This window comes from Mesorhizobium sp. B1-1-5, assembly GCF_006443065.1.
Classification (GTDB): Bacteria; Pseudomonadota; Alphaproteobacteria; order Rhizobiales; family Rhizobiaceae; genus Mesorhizobium.
This window is the reverse complement of the sequence record NZ_VFWS01000013.1, coordinates 20,644-35,566: the sequence shown is the minus strand read 5'-3', so window position 1 is coordinate 35,566 and position 14,923 is coordinate 20,644. Positions and strand designations below refer to the sequence as shown.

General features: G+C 62.8%; 19 protein-coding genes. 10 read left to right on the top strand and 9 right to left on the bottom strand.

Annotated elements, in window-relative coordinates:
* The first annotated feature begins 57 nt into the window (after positions 1–57).
* The gene (locus FJ980_RS07450) at positions 58–330 is read left to right on the top strand and encodes a hypothetical protein (RefSeq protein WP_140542276.1); all 273 of its coding nucleotides are present in this window, start codon (positions 58–60) and stop codon (positions 328–330) included.
* Between the two features lie 159 nt (positions 331–489).
* Positions 490–702 carry a hypothetical protein gene (locus FJ980_RS07445; protein WP_246673546.1) on the top strand — a complete coding sequence of 71 codons (213 nt, stop codon included), beginning with the start codon at positions 490–492 and terminating at the stop codon, positions 700–702.
* Positions 703–945: 243 nt separating this feature from the next.
* Here FJ980_RS07445 and FJ980_RS07440 read toward each other — a convergent pair whose 3' ends face one another.
* Positions 946–1,269 carry a hypothetical protein gene (locus tag FJ980_RS07440; protein ID WP_140542275.1) on the bottom strand — a complete coding sequence of 108 codons (324 nt, stop codon included), beginning with the start codon at positions 1,267–1,269 and terminating at the stop codon, positions 946–948.
* A 609-nt stretch (positions 1,270–1,878) separates the two neighbouring features.
* Here FJ980_RS07440 and FJ980_RS07435 point away from each other — a divergent pair.
* On the top strand, positions 1,879–2,241 hold the full coding sequence (locus FJ980_RS07435; RefSeq protein ID WP_181181132.1) for a response regulator: 363 nt from the start codon (positions 1,879–1,881) through the stop codon (positions 2,239–2,241).
* 11 nt (positions 2,242–2,252) lie between these two features.
* On the opposite strand, the gene FJ980_RS07430 is transcribed toward FJ980_RS07435, so the two are convergent.
* The 3 genes from FJ980_RS07430 to FJ980_RS07420 are packed head-to-tail and all read right to left on the bottom strand — an operon-like array spanning position 2,253 to position 7,243.
* Complete coding sequence (locus FJ980_RS07430) at positions 2,253–2,627, bottom strand: response regulator (RefSeq protein ID WP_140542273.1); 375 nt, start codon at positions 2,625–2,627, stop codon at positions 2,253–2,255.
* Positions 2,628–2,661: 34 nt separating this feature from the next.
* Positions 2,662–6,234: a CheR family methyltransferase gene (locus FJ980_RS07425; protein ID WP_140542272.1), complete on the bottom strand. Its 3,573-nt coding sequence runs from the start codon at positions 6,232–6,234 to the stop codon at positions 2,662–2,664.
* On the bottom strand, positions 6,188–7,243 hold the full coding sequence (locus tag FJ980_RS07420) for a chemotaxis protein CheB (RefSeq protein ID WP_140542271.1): 1,056 nt from the start codon (positions 7,241–7,243) through the stop codon (positions 6,188–6,190). The genes FJ980_RS07425 and FJ980_RS07420 overlap by 47 nt, the downstream gene beginning before the upstream one ends.
* A gap of 336 nt (positions 7,244–7,579) precedes the next feature.
* Between FJ980_RS07420 and FJ980_RS07415 the strand changes: the two genes are divergently transcribed.
* Complete coding sequence (locus tag FJ980_RS07415) at positions 7,580–8,011, top strand: hypothetical protein (protein WP_140542270.1); 432 nt, start codon at positions 7,580–7,582, stop codon at positions 8,009–8,011.
* Positions 8,012–8,063: 52 nt separating this feature from the next.
* On the opposite strand, the gene FJ980_RS07410 is transcribed toward FJ980_RS07415, so the two are convergent.
* Positions 8,064–8,639, bottom strand: coding sequence for a response regulator (locus FJ980_RS07410; protein WP_246673548.1), 576 nt, complete (start codon positions 8,637–8,639; stop codon positions 8,064–8,066).
* A 252-nt stretch (positions 8,640–8,891) separates the two neighbouring features.
* On the opposite strand from FJ980_RS07410, the gene FJ980_RS07405 reads away from it, so the two are divergent.
* Both FJ980_RS07405 and FJ980_RS07400 read left to right on the top strand, forming a co-directional pair.
* On the top strand, positions 8,892–9,083 hold the full coding sequence (locus tag FJ980_RS07405; RefSeq protein WP_140542268.1) for a hypothetical protein: 192 nt from the start codon (positions 8,892–8,894) through the stop codon (positions 9,081–9,083).
* 11 nt (positions 9,084–9,094) lie between these two features.
* Entirely contained in the window at positions 9,095–9,697 is a 603-nt protein-coding gene (locus FJ980_RS07400) for a diguanylate cyclase (protein WP_140542267.1), read from the top strand.
* 169 nt (positions 9,698–9,866) lie between these two features.
* On the opposite strand, the gene FJ980_RS07395 is transcribed toward FJ980_RS07400, so the two are convergent.
* Positions 9,867–10,070: a DUF2934 domain-containing protein gene (locus FJ980_RS07395; RefSeq protein ID WP_095768854.1), complete on the bottom strand. Its 204-nt coding sequence runs from the start codon at positions 10,068–10,070 to the stop codon at positions 9,867–9,869.
* Positions 10,071–10,220: 150 nt separating this feature from the next.
* Here FJ980_RS07395 and FJ980_RS07390 point away from each other — a divergent pair, with 150 nt between their 5' ends.
* The 3 genes from FJ980_RS07390 (at position 10,221) to FJ980_RS07380 (ending at position 12,966) form a co-directional block, all read left to right on the top strand.
* Complete coding sequence (locus tag FJ980_RS07390; protein WP_140542266.1) at positions 10,221–10,535, top strand: hypothetical protein; 315 nt, start codon at positions 10,221–10,223, stop codon at positions 10,533–10,535.
* 243 nt (positions 10,536–10,778) lie between these two features.
* Positions 10,779–11,675: an alpha/beta hydrolase gene (locus tag FJ980_RS07385; RefSeq protein WP_140542265.1), complete on the top strand. Its 897-nt coding sequence runs from the start codon at positions 10,779–10,781 to the stop codon at positions 11,673–11,675.
* Positions 11,676–12,702: 1,027 nt separating this feature from the next.
* The gene (locus FJ980_RS07380; protein ID WP_140542264.1) at positions 12,703–12,966 is read left to right on the top strand and encodes a hypothetical protein; all 264 of its coding nucleotides are present in this window, start codon (positions 12,703–12,705) and stop codon (positions 12,964–12,966) included.
* A gap of 35 nt (positions 12,967–13,001) precedes the next feature.
* On the opposite strand, the gene FJ980_RS07375 is transcribed toward FJ980_RS07380, so the two are convergent.
* From FJ980_RS07375 to FJ980_RS07365, 3 genes are read right to left on the bottom strand one after another with little or no spacing between them, the layout of a single operon-like run.
* A complete protein-coding gene (locus FJ980_RS07375; RefSeq protein ID WP_140542263.1) occupies positions 13,002–13,214 on the bottom strand; it encodes a hypothetical protein in 213 nt (70 codons plus the stop codon).
* Between the two features lie 49 nt (positions 13,215–13,263).
* Positions 13,264–13,863, bottom strand: a complete 600-nt coding sequence (locus FJ980_RS07370) for a hypothetical protein (RefSeq protein ID WP_140542262.1) — start codon at positions 13,861–13,863, stop codon at positions 13,264–13,266.
* 14 nt (positions 13,864–13,877) lie between these two features.
* The gene (locus tag FJ980_RS07365; protein ID WP_246676345.1) at positions 13,878–14,492 is read right to left on the bottom strand and encodes a DUF4142 domain-containing protein; all 615 of its coding nucleotides are present in this window, start codon (positions 14,490–14,492) and stop codon (positions 13,878–13,880) included.
* On the opposite strand from FJ980_RS07365, the gene FJ980_RS35295 reads away from it, so the two are divergent.
* A complete protein-coding gene (locus tag FJ980_RS35295; protein WP_246676348.1) occupies positions 14,403–14,612 on the top strand; it encodes a hypothetical protein in 210 nt (69 codons plus the stop codon). The genes FJ980_RS07365 and FJ980_RS35295 overlap by 90 nt on opposite strands.
* Positions 14,613–14,923: the final 311 nt, after the last annotated feature.

The following is a 14,923-nucleotide window of genomic DNA, read 5'->3' as shown; positions in this document are numbered from 1 at the left end:
TGCCTGTTGGCTGCCGTTAGGACCGCTCATCGGTCCCCGCTGCAGAAAGGAAAGTCCATGTCCGAGGCCAAGACGACCACCAACCACGACGAAATCCGCAAGTGGGTAGAAGAACGGAATGGCCAGCCGGCTGTCGTTCGCACGAAAGGCAAGGGCGGCATTCTGCGCATCGATTTCGGCGAGCCCGAAGACACGCTCGAGCCGATCGGATGGGACGAATTCTTCCGCATCTTCGACGAGAACGATCTCGCCTTCCTGCATCAAGATGAAGCCGGCAGCGGTGGAACGAGCCGCTTCAACAAATTCGTCGAGCGCAGCCAGAAAGGTTGAGAGGCCGAAAACCTGGCGTCACGGCGCCGTGGTGGAGGCGGCCCTGCAAGGGCGCGCGGCAGAGGTCAGGCTGTAGCCATCCCCGGCGCAGGGTTTTCGCGAATGGCGTCGGCAGAGGGAACCGCGTAGGCGCTCCGGCTGTTGGATCAGCAAGGAGCAATGGCTATGGGACTCTTTTCCGACCTGAACAAGAAGCTGACCGAAAACCTGTACGCCCATGGCAGTTATCTGAGCGATCCGAGCGCCGACCTGCCGCGGCGGGTGGAGGAGACGGTCGACCTTCTGATGCCCTTCGTGCGGCCGGAGGCCCGCGAAACGGTGAAGCTGCAGATCCTCGGCATCATCCACGAGCATATCTATGACGAGGACTGACTGCGGCGACCGCTCGATCCGCCGGAGACGCTAGCCGAGGGATGCTTTCAGCCGTTATCCCGAACGCCGGGACCTGCCTTGCTTTTCGGCGTCGCGGAGCAGCCGCACGATGGCGTCCACCGGAGACGGGTCCGTGGTCGGCTGTGCTTTCCAGCGCCATAGATGACGAAACAAACTTCTCAAGCGCGGCATCGCAATTACCTCCTTGCGCTATCAAACCCGGGACGGGAAACGATGTTCCTTTCATACCTGGCGGAAGATCGCGGCGAGCAGAAACACAACCGCGGCCAGGACGACCAGCGCCACGATCACCAGCACCGGGCCGTTCCTGCGCGGCTGCAGGCCGGGCGCGTTCTCTGGCGGCCGCATCGCGTTGGCAAAGCTTGCCTGATTGGTGAAGCTCGGTTCGCGCGGCCCTGCCGGCTTGGCGGAAGTCGGGACATCGCCGGCCTCGGCATCCGTCTCCTGCGGCGCCGCCGCAGGGTCGAACCCAGGGGTCTTGTCCTGCGTCCTGCCGGCCTGGATTTCGCCGCGGGCTTCGGCGGGCGTGCGTTGGTTGGGTGACATTCGGCGCCTCCTTTGTTTCCAAACCTGCTTCCGGCCCCGCTGTTCCAACCGCACCATTAAGACGGATATCGATCGGGGCGCTGCCTTCGAGTTCATCGCGAGCATTGCGGGATGTCAGGCGCGGCTATCCAAGTCGATTGTTGAACACGGGCGGAACTTTCGGGAGCAGGGGAGCTTTGTATCCTCGATACCGGGACGAAGCTCGCGGGAGGGCTGGGCGGTTCGGGTTCGCGGCGGCGACGGCGATGTAATCTTGTCGGTCGCTTTCGATGAGGCAAGGCGGGAAAAGTCCGTCGCCGCATTGTGATGGAGGCAAGTCTGTGAAGGATCGGACGATAGAGACCTTTATGCCCCTGCACGCGATTGCCGTCGCACGACGCGATGGGCTGAGGCCGGAATTTCTTCGCCTGTTCGAGGCCCGCGCGGCCTTGTCAGACCTCGACGTGATCCAACTCAGCCGCGGCGAGGACGCAGGCTTGGACCAAGCCGGCCCGAATCCCATCGGCAGCCGCGCAGCCGTTTGCGGGCGAAATGTCGTGCGCTTCCCTGGCCGGCGGAGTACAACAAGCCGTTTGCCAGGAGGACGTAAGCGTGCCAGAGGAGATCGTCATGCAAGCGCCCCTGGCACTGATCATTGAAGACGAATATCTGATCGCTTGCGATGTGGCGGATGGCTTAAAAGCGCTCGGCTTCGAGGTGGCCTGCGTGGCCTCGGAACGGGCAGCCGCGACCTGGCTGGACAACAACCAGCCCGATCTGGCCATCATCGACATCCAATTGCTCGACGGCCAACGGGGGGCCGCCGCCGCTCGCCTCAAGGAGGCGGGTGTGCCTTTCGTCGTCCATTCGGGCTACGATCCGGCCTTCCAGTCGCCTGTCTTCCACGGCGCGCCTTTTCTGCCGAAGCCTGCGCCGATCCGGCATCTGGTCGAACTTGCGAGCCGGTTGGTAGGCGATCGCACCATCTCGTAGATGAGGCTTTCTCAGCCCGGCGCATCGCTCTTGCGGAACCGCGACACCGCTTCGATCAACAGGTTGTAATCGACCGGCTTCGACAGCTTGGGCTTGTCGCGAAACCGGTCGGGAAAGACGGTGACGCTGTCGTAGCCGGTGAGGAAAATGAAAGGGACACCGCCGAGCGTGAGATGCTCGGCCAGGGGAAAGCTTTGCTCGCCTCGAAGGTTCACATCCAGCACGGCTCCGTCCAGAGCAACGCCCTCGATTTGTGCAAGCGCCTGTCTGACCGTGGGTGCCGGGCCGATCACTGTGCATCCTGCTTGGGTCAACTGGTCGGTGAGGTCCTCCGCAAGCATAAATACGTCCTCGACCACAAGGACATTCAGGCCGGACAAGAGCATGTTGTGTCCACTCCTCATCGCTCAGCGGCAAATGTCAGCGACCTGTGCCTGACGCCAGCGGAATTTCTATGTCGCATTCAAGTCCGGAGCGTTCGAACCTCAGGTCGACCTTCCCTCCCAGCTCGTACTCCAAACTTTGCTGGATGAAGCTCGTTCCGAAATTCCGCCTTGGCGGTTCTTCGACCACAGGTCCGTCGATTTCCCTCCAGCGGATTGACAGATTGCCCGGTTTGTCGGTGTTCCAGGCTACTTCGACGCGACCGTCCTCTGTCGATAGGGCCCCGTATTTCGCGGCATTGCTGGCAAGCTCGAAGAACACCATGCCGAGTGTCGCGGCCGCGCTCGCGCCTAGCTGCAAAGGGCTTCCGAGGATGATGATATTCTGGCGCTCCTTGCTGCTGTAAGGCGACAGCACTGCCCGCAGCAACTGCTCGAGATCGGCATCTGTCCAGTTGTAGGAAGACAGCACGTCGTGCGTTCGACCCATTGCCTGCAGCCGCTGCTGGAAGGACGTGGAAAAATCGCTCATCGAACTGGATGTGCGAACCATGCGGGACGTCAGCGCGGTGACCGTGGCCAGGATATTCTTCACGCGGTGCTGCAATTCGTGCAGCAGCCTTTCCTGGCTGCGCTCGGCCTCCTTGTGGCTGGATATGTCGACCAGCGCCGCGATGGCGCCGCGGACCTTGCCCTTTTCGTCGAACAGCGGGTTGGCCGACATCATGACGTCGATAGCGGTACCGTCTTCATGCTGGATACTCGCTTCATAGCCGGGAATTGCCCTGCCGGTGCGCATTGTCTTGAGCAGTGGCTGGTCATCGGTGCCCACCTTGGTTCCATTGAGCGTCAGCGGCAGGATTGCGGGCACGGATATCGGCTTGGTGCCGGTAGCGGGCCGACCCAACAGCTCCGCTGCGCGCCGGTTGGCGCGGATTTCCACGCCGGCGCCATCCTCTGCGATGAAGATGCCGATCGGCACGAGGTCGAGCAGGGCTCCCAGGCTTTCGACGCGGTTGCGCAGGTCATGCGAGAGCGCGCCGATCCTTTTCTCGGCCTGCGTGATCTGGGTGACGTCGACGAAGGTGACGACGATGCCCGCTATGATATTGTCGACTGTCCGGTAGGGCAGCACCCTCATGATATAGCTCTGGCCGTTGTCCATGCCCTCGACCTGCCGCTCGATCGTGCCAAGCCTTTGCAGCACCTGTTCCATGTCGGCCTGCAAGCCGTCGGCCGTGAAGCGCGGACGGACATGCGCCAGCGGCCGTCCGACATCGCTTTCCACCAGCCGGAACAGGTCGCGCGCAGTCGGTGTGAAGTTCTTGATGCAGAGGTCGCGGTCGAGGAAAATGGTGGCGATCTGCGTGCTTTCGAGCAGGTTCGCCATGTCGTTGTTGGCGCGGGTGAGCTCGTCGACGCGCAGACTGAGCTCGGCATTGACGGTGTGCAACTCCTCGTTGATCGACTGGAGTTCCTCTTTCGAGGTTTCCAGTTCCTCGTTGGACGACTGCAGCTCCTCGTTGATCGAGGAAAGCTCCTCGTTCGAGGATTTCAGCTCTTCATTGGAGGATTCGAGCTCCTCCGTCGTAATCTGCAGGCGCTCCTTGGTTTCCCTCAGCTCCCTTTCGAGCTGACTGACATTGGCGCTTTCGACATCGTCGGTTGTGTGGACGGCCTCGTCCTCGGCTTCCGGCTTGATCCCGCCGACATCCCGGAAGACCAGCATAAAGAGCGGGTCGGAAGAACCATCGCCCGGCAGCGGCTGCACAGCCAGGCTGATCGTCTGACGCCCGCCATTGGTACCGATGCTGATCTTATTCTGGACCGCCACCTGTCCGGTGCTTACGGCCTTGTGGAGCGCGGCCCTCAGATCCATGCGCAACCCGCGACGCGCCATGGAAAAGACGTTGTGGGTGGGGGCGCCGGCAGCGAGCTCCAGATATTTTCCCGTGCCGCCTGAGCTGTGCATCATCTCGCCGGCGGCATTGACGATCACATAGGCCGGCGAATAGCGCTCGACGAGCAAACGCTCCGCGATTTCCTGCAGGGTTCCGGCCGTTGCCCGCCGGCGCGCACTTGGATCCGTCGATCTCGCCGCGGTAACGAGCGGGAATTCCGGCAACCGATGTGCGGTGGCCCCATTGCGCCTCTGGAAGATGCGGCTTGTCTTATCCACCGTCGAGAACAGCTGTGGATGGCGCGTGACGTTCTCCGAGGAACCGAGAAGGAGATAGCCGTTGTTGCGCAATGCGTAGTGAAAGATCGGGACGATCTTTTCCTGCAGTTCCGGGCCCATGTAGATCAAAAGGTTGCGGCAAGCGATCAGGTCGAGCTTCGAAAAGGGCGGATCGCGCAAGAGATTGTGCACCGAAAACAGGCAGATCTCCCGCAGGTCGGCGGAAATTCGGTACGTACCGTCCTCGCGCGAGAAGAACTCCTTCAGCCGCTTCGGCGTTATGTCCGGCGCGATCGTCGCCGAGTAGCGGCCGGCGCGCGCTACTTCCAGCGCGCGCTCGTCGATGTCGGTGGCGAAGATCTGTAAGTTGGGCGAGGCGGCGCCGCGCGGCGCGTTTTCTTTCAAGAGCATGGCGATCGAATAGGCCTCCTCGCCGGTGGCGCAGCCCGGCACCCATACCCTGATCGTCTCGCTGGGTTTGCGGTTCTCGAACAGCCGGGGAATGACCACACGCTCGAGAGCGTCGAAAGCCTGCGGGTCGCGGAAGAAGCTGGTGACGCCGATCAGCAGGTCCTGGAACAAAAGATCGACCTGCTGCGGGTCCTCGCGTAGTCGCTCGTAGAAGACGGTGGGATCGTCGATCTGCAGCACCAGCATGCGGCGCTGGATGCGCCGCAAAATGGTGTTGTCCTTATAGCCGCTGAAATCATGGCCTGTGCGCGAGCGAAGCAGGGCGGCGATGCGGGAAAGCTGTTCGGTCACTTCGCGCTTGCGCCGGTCCCGCTCGGTCTCGGTGCGGCTCGCGTGGGTGAAATAGCTGACCAGCTTGCCGGCCATCTCATCCGCGGGCAGCACCATGTCGACCAGGCCGCTCTGGACGGCGCTGCGCATCATGCCGTCATATTCGGCGCTCTCTTGCGCAAGCGTCAGTCCGCCGCGCTCCTTGATGGCCCTCAAGCCGACAGTGCCGTCGCTGCCGGTTCCGGAAAGAATGATCCCGGCGGCGTTCTCGGCCTGCTCCTGCGCAAGCGAGATGAAGAAATCGTCGATCGGCGCCCGTCTGTCGCGCGCGGCCGCGATTTTGACCAAGTGAAAGTGCCGCTTTTCAATCCTCACCGAAACACCTGGCGGGATCACATAGATGTTGTCGGGTTTGACCTCGACGCTCTCGGCGACTGTTTGCGTTTCGATCGCGGTTGAGCGCTGGATGATGCTGGCAAGCGCGCTTTCATGCTCGGCGTCGAGATGCTGGATGACGACATAGGCGAAGCCGCTGTCGGCGGGCACCTCGGGAAAAAAGCTCCGCAATGCCGCGATGCCACCCGCCGATGCGCCGATGCCGACAATGGGGAAGGACGCCGGCTGTTTTTCGTCGTCGCGCGAACTAACCCTTGCCTTGTGAGTACTTGCCTTCCGCGCTGACTTCGCCATTATCCCTTGCCTGAACCCGCCTGCTTTCGAGGATGCGTTCGATCACAGCGGCATCCGCCTCATATTCCTTCGCCCGCCTGCCCATTTCGGCGGCGAGTCCGGAGCGGAGCTTCACCCGCTCCCGCTCTGCCATCCGCTTGGCAAACGCTGCCCGCTGCTGATGCGAGCGAAGCAGGCTCCACAGGATCTCGTCGGCCTCCTGCGCCTGCACCTCCATCACCGCGTCGGCGGTGAAGGCATGCCCGGTATGGCACCGATAGCGCAGCATGTCACCGTCTTCGATCTCCCACAACGGCCCGTGACATTCCGGGCATGTAAACACCGACAATTCGCCAAGTCGATCCGCTTCCTGCATCGTCGAATGCTCCTGCGCGGCAATAGCCGCTTCCAATCTAACTGCCGGCGGGGGAGGAAAGGATTCTCCGGCCGGCTCGACCGCAAGTTTTGCCAGCAAAGGGCCGAGCTCGGCAGCGGGCAGGCAGTGGTCGACCTCGACATAGCGCAGCGCGCTTTCAATCATCGCCGGCACCAGCGCGTCCTTGGGGTGCTGGACGACTGCCAGCCCGCCGACGGACTTGACGGCCCTCAACCCGGCGGTGCCGTCGGAAAGCGCGCCCGACAGCAGAACCCCGATGACACTCGCGCCGTAGCTCAGCGCCGCCGAGCGGAACAAGGGGTCGATGGCCGGCCGGGCAAGATTCTCGCGCGGGCCGCGTCGCAGCATCATGTGATCATCGTGAAGGAGAAGATGGAAGCCGGGCGGCGCGACATAGATGCAGCCGGTCCTGAACTCTTCGCCGTTCGTTGCCGACTGCGTTTCGAGCGTGCCCGCGCGGTCCAGGATCTCCGGCAGGCAGCTGACCTGGCCGATATGCAACACGACGAAGATGGTCGCCGGCAGATCGGCCGGAAGGTTGGCGACGATCTGCTTCAACGGCTCGATTCCGCCGGCCGACGCGCCGATGACGATGATGTTATGGCGGTTGGATAGACCTTTGGAACGGGCCATTCCGCTACGAGCCTCCAAACTGGGCTGTAATGGGCTGTAAGAAGTGTTCCGTTGGGTGACGGCATCATCGCGGTTCAGCGACAGGTCAGATGTTTAACCCTGCAACCTGCACGAAGTTCCGTTTGCTGCCGGCCAGGCTCGTCGCGAAGGATGGCGGGAACATAGGGGATGACTGGCAGTTCGGGTTCGCTTCAGACGCCACGCCAGGCGTTTGTCGAAGATCGGTGGGCAACAGCTGATCGGTCTGCGCCTGTCCCTCGCAAGCGCGGGCTTCAGGCCCGGCAGGTCTGCCGCGCCGCTGTACAGATGTCGCCGCCAAAACCACAGGAGACAGCAATGAAGCATCAGACCTCATATGAACTTCAATCGGTGGCAGTCGTCGACCGGCTTGGATTGATCCCCCTTGCCACGAGAACGCAGCGGATCGAGCGGTGGGCGGAACTGCTGGACCGCAATCCGCTTCGGTGTCTCTCCGCGCTGACGGGCACTGAATATGTCGATCCCGAGGTTCGCGAACAGGTGCGGGCGGACGGATCGCCGCTCGCGGTTGCTTTCGATGATCCGTTGCTGCGCGCGGCCGGTTTGCAGTCCGACACCTACGGCGAGGCGAAGCGCTTTTTCGAATTGTCCGATTGGCAATTGCATGATGTCGTGTGCAGCTGCCATGCCGGCGCGACGATGCAGGCCAGCTGGGCTGCCGCGCGGGTCCGTCGGATCGTAAAAGGCAACCGGATCATTGCCTGGCTCAGAAGCCGCCTGACGCATTGAGAATGCTGGTCGCCAGGCGAGCGCAGGTCGCCGGCGGCTCGGCTGCCTGCGATCAGTGCAGCAGGCAAGCTCCGCGCAGCCGCGCTATCTTGCGCATGATGGCGTTCAGCCATTCGGCGATCGATGACCCCTCGGGCCTTTTGTCGATATCTTCAAGCGCCTGCTCCAAAGTGTGCTCGACAAGGCGGTCGGAAGCGCCGGCATCGTCCAGCAGCAGACGCGCGGTGAGCCGGAGCTTGGGGAGCAGCGCAACGACGTCCTCCACCGCGGGCGCCGGCTGCGCGACGGTCACTGGCTCCGCAAAGGGTTCCGGCGGGAACAGCGCATCGACCACGACCGCGCCGTTCGAGGACTTGCTCAGGCTGCTCGCGAAACGCAAACGCTCGGGGATGGCGATCTCGTCATAACCGCTGAAAAAGACGAAGGGCACGTTGCGCCGCATCAATTCGTCCGCGACCGGGAAGACGAGGCGGCCATGCAGGTTCACATCCAGAATCGCTGCGTCCGCCGCCTTTGCATGTCGCCCGGCCTGCTCCACTGTCGCCGCCGGCCCGAGGATGATAGCGCCCATCCCAGCGAAGAAGGTCGCCAGATCGCTGGCCAGCAGCCACTCGTCCTCCGCGATCAAGAGGTGAAGTCCCCTGAGGTTTCGCACACGAAGCTCCTTAATTCATATTCTGACGTTGGTGAGACCTCAGTCACGGGGCATGCCGCGTCGATACCGGCGCGTGTATTCATGAGGTCGCAGGGAAGCCAACTGGTAGAACGCGGCGACGGGTGAACCGTTCCGGCGGTTCGCTGCGCCGGATCCGACAGGTATGGAACCATTCCGCCGGCCGGCGGTTCGACACCAGCGGGAGTCGGCCGGGTACCACGACCCATGACGCCGCACGGCGAAGCTTCCAGGGAAGACAGTGAGCGCCAGAATGCCGACTGTGTCCGCGACCTTGCGGAAAGAACGAGAATTCCAAGCGGGTCGGCGCTGGCGCTGATCCTGAAATACGCCAACGAGCCGAGCGTGCTCGATCGCGAGGCTGCAAAGTTCAGGCGCGACGCGAACGGCGGCAGATAGGGAGTTGCGGCGTGCTGGCCGATCCCATGGTCCTCATCCTGATGTACTTCATCCTGCCGGTCTGGCTGGTTGCGGGCTTTGCCGACTGGCTCTGCCATCGCGCCACCCATATCGAATCGACGACCGGTGCGAAGGAATCGCTCATTCACTTGCTGATGTTCGCCGAGGTTGGAATCCCGCTGCTTGCGGCAATGTTCCTGGAGGTGAACGCCCTGGTCATCGCCGTGATGATCGTCACCTTCTTCGTTCACGAAGCGACGGCGATATGGGACGTGCGCTATGCGACCACGGCTCGCACGGTGAGCCCCGTCGAGCAGCACGTGCACAGCTTTCTGGAAATGATTCCGCTGATGGGGCTGGTCATCGTGGTGGCGCTGCATTGGGGCCAATTCCTGGCGCTGTTCGGCGCCGGAACGGAAAGGGCTCGCTTCGATTTGACCTGGAAAGAACAGCAACTGCCGGTGATATACATTGCCGCCGTGATGATCGTGATCGTGCTGTTCGAGCTGCTGCCCTATGTGGAGGAGTTCTTCAGAGGCCTGCGCGCCAACTCGGGCCGGCTGGTGCCTGACAAGGCGAGGCGGCATGAGCCTGGCAACACGGCGACGCGCTGAGGCTGGCTGTCCTCTCAGCCATTCTGATCGATAGCGTGCGGCGAGGGCTGCTGGGCGCCACCGCTCGGGCGCCGGCCGTTTTGGTCAGCCCAGACCCAAACGGCGACCAGGACGATCGCCAGAATGCCGAGCGCAATTAGGATACGACGCATCCGCGGGCCGACGTGCTTCAGCCGCCTGGCCTGTTGGCGGCGGGGTCAGAGCCGGCGCCAACCGCGGGATCGGGCGCCACCGGACCGCGCTCGACTTCCGAACCTTCCGACTCGATCTCCTGGACGGCTTGATCCCAGTGTTCCTGCTGACGGCCCTCCGGTCGGCCTTCACGCTCCCAGATCTCATGGGCGCGTTGCCTGATGCGTTCTTCCCTGTCCATGCCTGGCTCCTCTCGCACGGCTGAACTGCACTGTCTGCGCCTAATCGGATGCCTGGAGGTTTGTTCCACCGGAGTTGAAACGGACTGCCCGGCAGTTGGGAACGCCGCTCTCGCGCCGGTGTTATCTTTCATCCAACCGGAGACAGAGTCATGAAGAACAGCCAGAACCGTCGCGAGACCGGCGCCACGAAATATCCCGCCAATACCGATCCGGATCCGAGCGACGAATTTTCCCAGGACGCCGCCGGCAATGAAAGACCCCATGTCGATCCGGGCCTCAGCCGAAAGCAGGGCGAGGTCGAGGACAAGACCCGTCAATCTGAGGGCCGCAATCCGCCGCGACAGCCGACGCCAAGCACGGCGACGGAAAAGAGCTCAGGGGCCGGTCCCACTGTCGCAGAGCATTCCAAGGACGCCAAGGCGCCCAGGAGCGGCCGTCAGCCCGGCGCCTATGTAAAGGAATGAACGCGGGCCGTCCCATAGGCCAATTCCTCGTAACCTGGGTCCACGAAGATGTCGCGCGGAACCTCTGATATCGCCGCCAGGATTTTCCCGATCCCGGATGCCGCCGCCGAGATGAACATCGACCATCCGACGGCGCCACGGTTGGTTCCCTCGTCGGATCGGGCCGAGCCGGCGGCCACAAGGAACAAACCCGGTTGCACAGGGTTGGGCGGCCACTGCAATGTGCTGCTCTGAGGAGGATCTGTGGAAGAGCCTGTCTTCTGCGACACGCCGCTGCTGCGGGTCGCCTATGTGAGCGGCGGATCCGAGGACGGAGCGCCAGTGCTGCTCCTTCATGGTTGGCCCGACGATGCGACCACTTTTGCGGACGTGTCGCCACTTCTTCACGCCGCGGGCTTTCGCACCTTCGCGCCATGGCTGCGCGGGTTTGGAGGGACTGTGTTCCACTCCGCCGAAACGATGCGCTCCGGCGAGATCGCCGCCATGGCGCAGGACGCGCTCGACTTTGCCGATGCCATCGGCCTCGAACGGTTCGCGGTTGTTGGCCACGACTGGGGAGCACGGATCGCCTACCTGCTCGCCTCCGTCTTTCCGCAGAGAATAAGATGCTGCGCGGCGCTTTCGCTGGGATGGCAACCCGGCTCGCTTCCGACGCCGTCTTTGGAGCAGACGAGGGCCTTCTGGTACCAGTGGTTCATGGCGACCGAGCGCGGCGAGGAGTTCGTGCGACAGCATGGCCATTCCTTCGCGCGATTCCAGTGGGGCAGCTGGAGCCCGCCAGGCTGGTTTGACGACGCGCTGTTTGAACGTGTGGCGAGGTCCTTCAAAAATCCGGACTGGCCGGACGTGACGCTGCATTCCTATCGCGTGCGCTGGGGGGAGGCGGATCCCGATCCGCGCTACGCTGAACTCGCGCGCAAGCAGGTTGAGGCGCAGGTCATCTCGGTGCCGACACTGGTCCTTCATGGCGATGACGACCGCGTCGTTCTGCCGGGTTCGTCCGAAGGCAAGGAGGAGTATTTCTCGGCAAGCTACGAACGTGAGCTTCTGCCGGGCGTCGGCCACTTTCCGACCCGCGAGGCGCCTGAGCAGATCCGAGAGGCGCTGGAGAGCTTCCTGATAAGCTTCGGCAGGCAATAGGCTGCGCCGACTTCGATATTCGGGACAGCTGCGCCCGGGAGGAAGTGCGTCGATCCAGCAGACTGGCGGGACAGGAACCTTTTTCCCGTCAGTGGGTTAATGGGGCAGCCATTAACCCATGTTAGGGGAACGGCCGTGACACGCAAGGTTCGTCAAGTGCTCAGATCGGAGGAGGAACCCTCCAAGATCACGACGCCGGAGCGTGAGACGTGCGTCGCGTTGGAGGCGCTGAGATACGAGAATGCACCGTCTCGAATGTTGGCACTGGCGCGTAAGCTCGACGCCGCGATAGCGTTGCGGACGCGCAAAGCCCGCCCGAATTGATTGTCGACTGGGACGTTCCGATCGCGACCATGCGGAACAATCATGGCCGGCAGTTATTCGTCTCCAAACCTTCCATGAGGCGATCGGATGAAGGGCATAATTCAAAGCCTGATTGCCGAGTTCCTGCCGCGATGGTGGCGCCGAAAATCTCGCGTCCCGGCACCGAGGCAAGCGCCGGTTCGTGCGTTCTCGCGGGTAGAATCGGACAGTTCCCAAGGGACCGGAGCAGGGGAAGGATCGGACAAAGGTCCAAGATGGCCAAGCTAGGGCATGCCCGCTCCGCCGGCTGAAATCTCGTCCCGACTGCTCGTTCGGCAACATCATTTCGGCTAGGCGAGGACTGGTTTAGCTTGCGTCAGGCAGTTCAGCGCGCACTTTCATGGAAGCTGGCCGCAAGCTCCGGCCGTGGGCGAGAAGATTGCCGTCAAATTCTGAATGTTCACCCGACGCACTGGAACGTGAAACTTTCTCCGGAACATTTCTGCCGCCTGCCGGTTCGAAAGCCGATCGCCCTCCCTCTAGCGATCCAGGGTCCCATCAGGCCCATGGCCCGTTGCCGCATGCAGGCAGCGGGCCTTCTTCGTCTGGATTGCAATGTGGATCTTCGATTGCCGCGGGGCTCGCGAACCGGGTGCAAGGGGGAACAAGGGGGATATCTCCGGGTTCCTCTGAGATAGCGGGAACTGTCAACCAGGAGGCCGCAATGAGCGAGGCTATGACGACCTCAAATCACGAAGTGATCCGAGCTTGGATCGAGGCGCGCGAGGGCAGGCCTGCCGTCGTCGCCGGGCCGGGGAAGGGCGCGATCCTGCGGGTCGATTTCGGCGCAGGCGACGAAGATCTGAGGCCGATCGAATGGGAAGACTTCTTCAAAGTGCTGGACGACGACAATTTGGCGTTCGTCCACCAGGACATGACCGCGGAGGGTACCATCAGCCGCTTCAACAAATTCATCGCGCGTGAGTAGGTCTCCAGGAAAGAGCGGATATCGCGCTCGAACTGTCACTGAACCCCCGGCATCTTGCTGGCATCCTGTGGATTCTTCGTGATGCCGGCGGCCGGCGAGGTGTCCTGCGGCGCGTTGCCGCCCTGGTTTTGTTCGGGTGCCCGTTTGACGGGCGCTGCTTGCCAGCCTGTGCCGACATAGACGAAGGCCCAATAACAGAGCACCAGGACCACCGCAGCCAATATCAGTGGCAGAAGCACCCGTCTCATGTCGAACTCCTGGCTGGCTTTGCGTCTGTTGTGGCCGCCGACGGCGAGGTTAGGCCGTCCTTCGGCGCGCCGCTTCCCGCTCGACATCCTCAGCCGAATAACCGCCGGCAGCCGGATCGAAGGCTGCCCACCCGCCGGCTTCATATTCGCTGCGGCGGTCGGCGATGTTGACTGACGCGGAGCTGTGAAGGACTTCCCGGGCTTCCGAAGCGAGGTCGTCCTCGACGCGAGCCGTCACCAGCGTGCCGCCGCGGCGAACGCCTTCGGCATAGACATGCGCGTCTTCCTCCGGCACGCCGGCATCGGTCAGGCTGCCGATAATGCCGCCGGCCGCGCCGCCCACAATCGCTCCGGCGACGGCGCCCGCGGCTGTCGACGCCAGCCAGCCGGCCGCGACGACCGGGCCGACGCCCGGTATCGCCATGGCGCCCAGGCCTGTTGCCAAGCCTCCGGCGCCGCCCACGACCGCGCCGATACCGGCGCCGCTGGCGGCATCCTCGGCGGCCGGCGATTGCGTGTTTCGATACCAGCCGCGGGCATTGTTGGCCATGATGCTGATGTCGGATGACGGGACGCCGGTGGACTCCAGCTCGCCTACCGCGTCAGCGGCGGCGTCATAGTCGTCGAACAGCGCGGTGATCGTTTGCATGTCGGTTCTCCTGTCTATTGTTGGCCGGCGAAGACGTTGCCCTGATAGTCGAGTGCAACGGAGGTGCCCTTGCCGTCCTTCGTCGCCCGGCCACGCCAGATGCCCTGCTCGTCCTTGGCGAGCGCTGACACGTCCGCATAGCCGGCATCCTGGATGCGCTTCTTCGCCTGCGCTTCGGTGAAGCTGTTTGCGCCGGGAACCGGAGCGGGTGGTTTGGGTGTCGATGCCGATTTGACCGCCGGCATGCTCGCGCTGGCGCGGGCGATCTTTTCGATCATGTCCTGATGCATTTTCAGTGTCGGCAGGGTTTCCGCCGCGAAAGATTTGAGCGCGGGGTTGTCTCCGTCCTTGGCGTAGGCCTCGAACAGGCCGACTGCGTCCGCGTGTGCCTTGCGCTGCATCTCCACGTAAGGCTGATCCAGCGAGGCCGTCGTGCTCTGCAACCGTTCCAGATCGCTCTTATGCTGCGCATCGGATCGCGTCGGTACCTGCAATTTCTGCTCGGCGGCGATCTTCTGCAGTTTGGCGTTCGCCGCGCCGTGGTCGGTGATCATCCGCTTGGCGAAATCCTTGATCTGCTGATCCTTGGCATTGTCTTGCGCGATCTTGCTGGAATCCACTTCAAACATCCCGCCGATGGCAGCCTTGTCGACGAAGGTCTGCGCGTCGTCGGCCGCGAAGGCCGGAAGGGCAAGCATCAACGCGACGGCCGTCGATGGAACGAGCAACATACGCATGCTCATGGCTGAAGGCTCCTTGCTGTTTGATGGGACCGAACCGCTATTCCCGGCCTTTGTTCCGCGACAGACTGCGGCGTTTCAAAAGACCGAAATGGAACCCCGCCTGCTCCGGCCGGGCGAGTTTCTGATCAATCAACCATGGCGAAGCCCGGTCAGCAGGCAAGAGAGGAGCCGGTGAATTCGTCGATGAGGATCGGCCCTTTTTCACAACTGGGCCTTTGCTGCGAACCGGCCTTTGTCTCAGAGCTCTGCTCGCGGGTGGAACGAAAGTCGAATCCGTCTGGAAGAGGGCGGCAACAGCGTCGCCGATAGCCGTGGTC

Bases quoted from the DNA above. Each gene is read 5' to 3' on its own strand.
- FJ980_RS07445 (WP_246673546.1), top strand. From the start codon at position 490: ATGGCTATGGGACTCTTTTCCGACCTGAACAAGAAGCTGACCGAAAAC.
- FJ980_RS07415 (WP_140542270.1), top strand. From the start codon at position 7,580: ATGAAGCATCAGACCTCATATGAACTTCAATCGGTGGCAGTCGTCGAC.
- FJ980_RS07390 (WP_140542266.1), top strand. From the start codon at position 10,221: ATGAAGAACAGCCAGAACCGTCGCGAGACCGGCGCCACGAAATATCCC.
- FJ980_RS07395 (WP_095768854.1), bottom strand. From the start codon at position 10,070: ATGGACAGGGAAGAACGCATCAGGCAACGCGCCCATGAGATCTGGGAG.
- FJ980_RS07425 (WP_140542272.1), bottom strand. From the start codon at position 6,234: ATGGCGAAGTCAGCGCGGAAGGCAAGTACTCACAAGGCAAGGGTTAGT.
- FJ980_RS07365 (WP_246676345.1), bottom strand. From the start codon at position 14,492: ATGTTTGAAGTGGATTCCAGCAAGATCGCGCAAGACAATGCCAAGGAT.
- FJ980_RS07370 (WP_140542262.1), bottom strand. From the start codon at position 13,863: ATGCAAACGATCACCGCGCTGTTCGACGACTATGACGCCGCCGCTGAC.
- FJ980_RS07420 (WP_140542271.1), bottom strand. From the start codon at position 7,243: ATGGCCCGTTCCAAAGGTCTATCCAACCGCCATAACATCATCGTCATC.
- FJ980_RS07405 (WP_140542268.1), top strand. From the start codon at position 8,892: ATGACGCCGCACGGCGAAGCTTCCAGGGAAGACAGTGAGCGCCAGAAT.
- FJ980_RS07435 (WP_181181132.1), top strand. From the start codon at position 1,879: ATGCAAGCGCCCCTGGCACTGATCATTGAAGACGAATATCTGATCGCT.
- FJ980_RS07380 (WP_140542264.1), top strand. From the start codon at position 12,703: ATGAGCGAGGCTATGACGACCTCAAATCACGAAGTGATCCGAGCTTGG.
- FJ980_RS07450 (WP_140542276.1), top strand. From the start codon at position 58: ATGTCCGAGGCCAAGACGACCACCAACCACGACGAAATCCGCAAGTGG.
- FJ980_RS07430 (WP_140542273.1), bottom strand. From the start codon at position 2,627: ATGCTCTTGTCCGGCCTGAATGTCCTTGTGGTCGAGGACGTATTTATG.
- FJ980_RS07440 (WP_140542275.1), bottom strand. From the start codon at position 1,269: ATGTCACCCAACCAACGCACGCCCGCCGAAGCCCGCGGCGAAATCCAG.
- FJ980_RS07375 (WP_140542263.1), bottom strand. From the start codon at position 13,214: ATGAGACGGGTGCTTCTGCCACTGATATTGGCTGCGGTGGTCCTGGTG.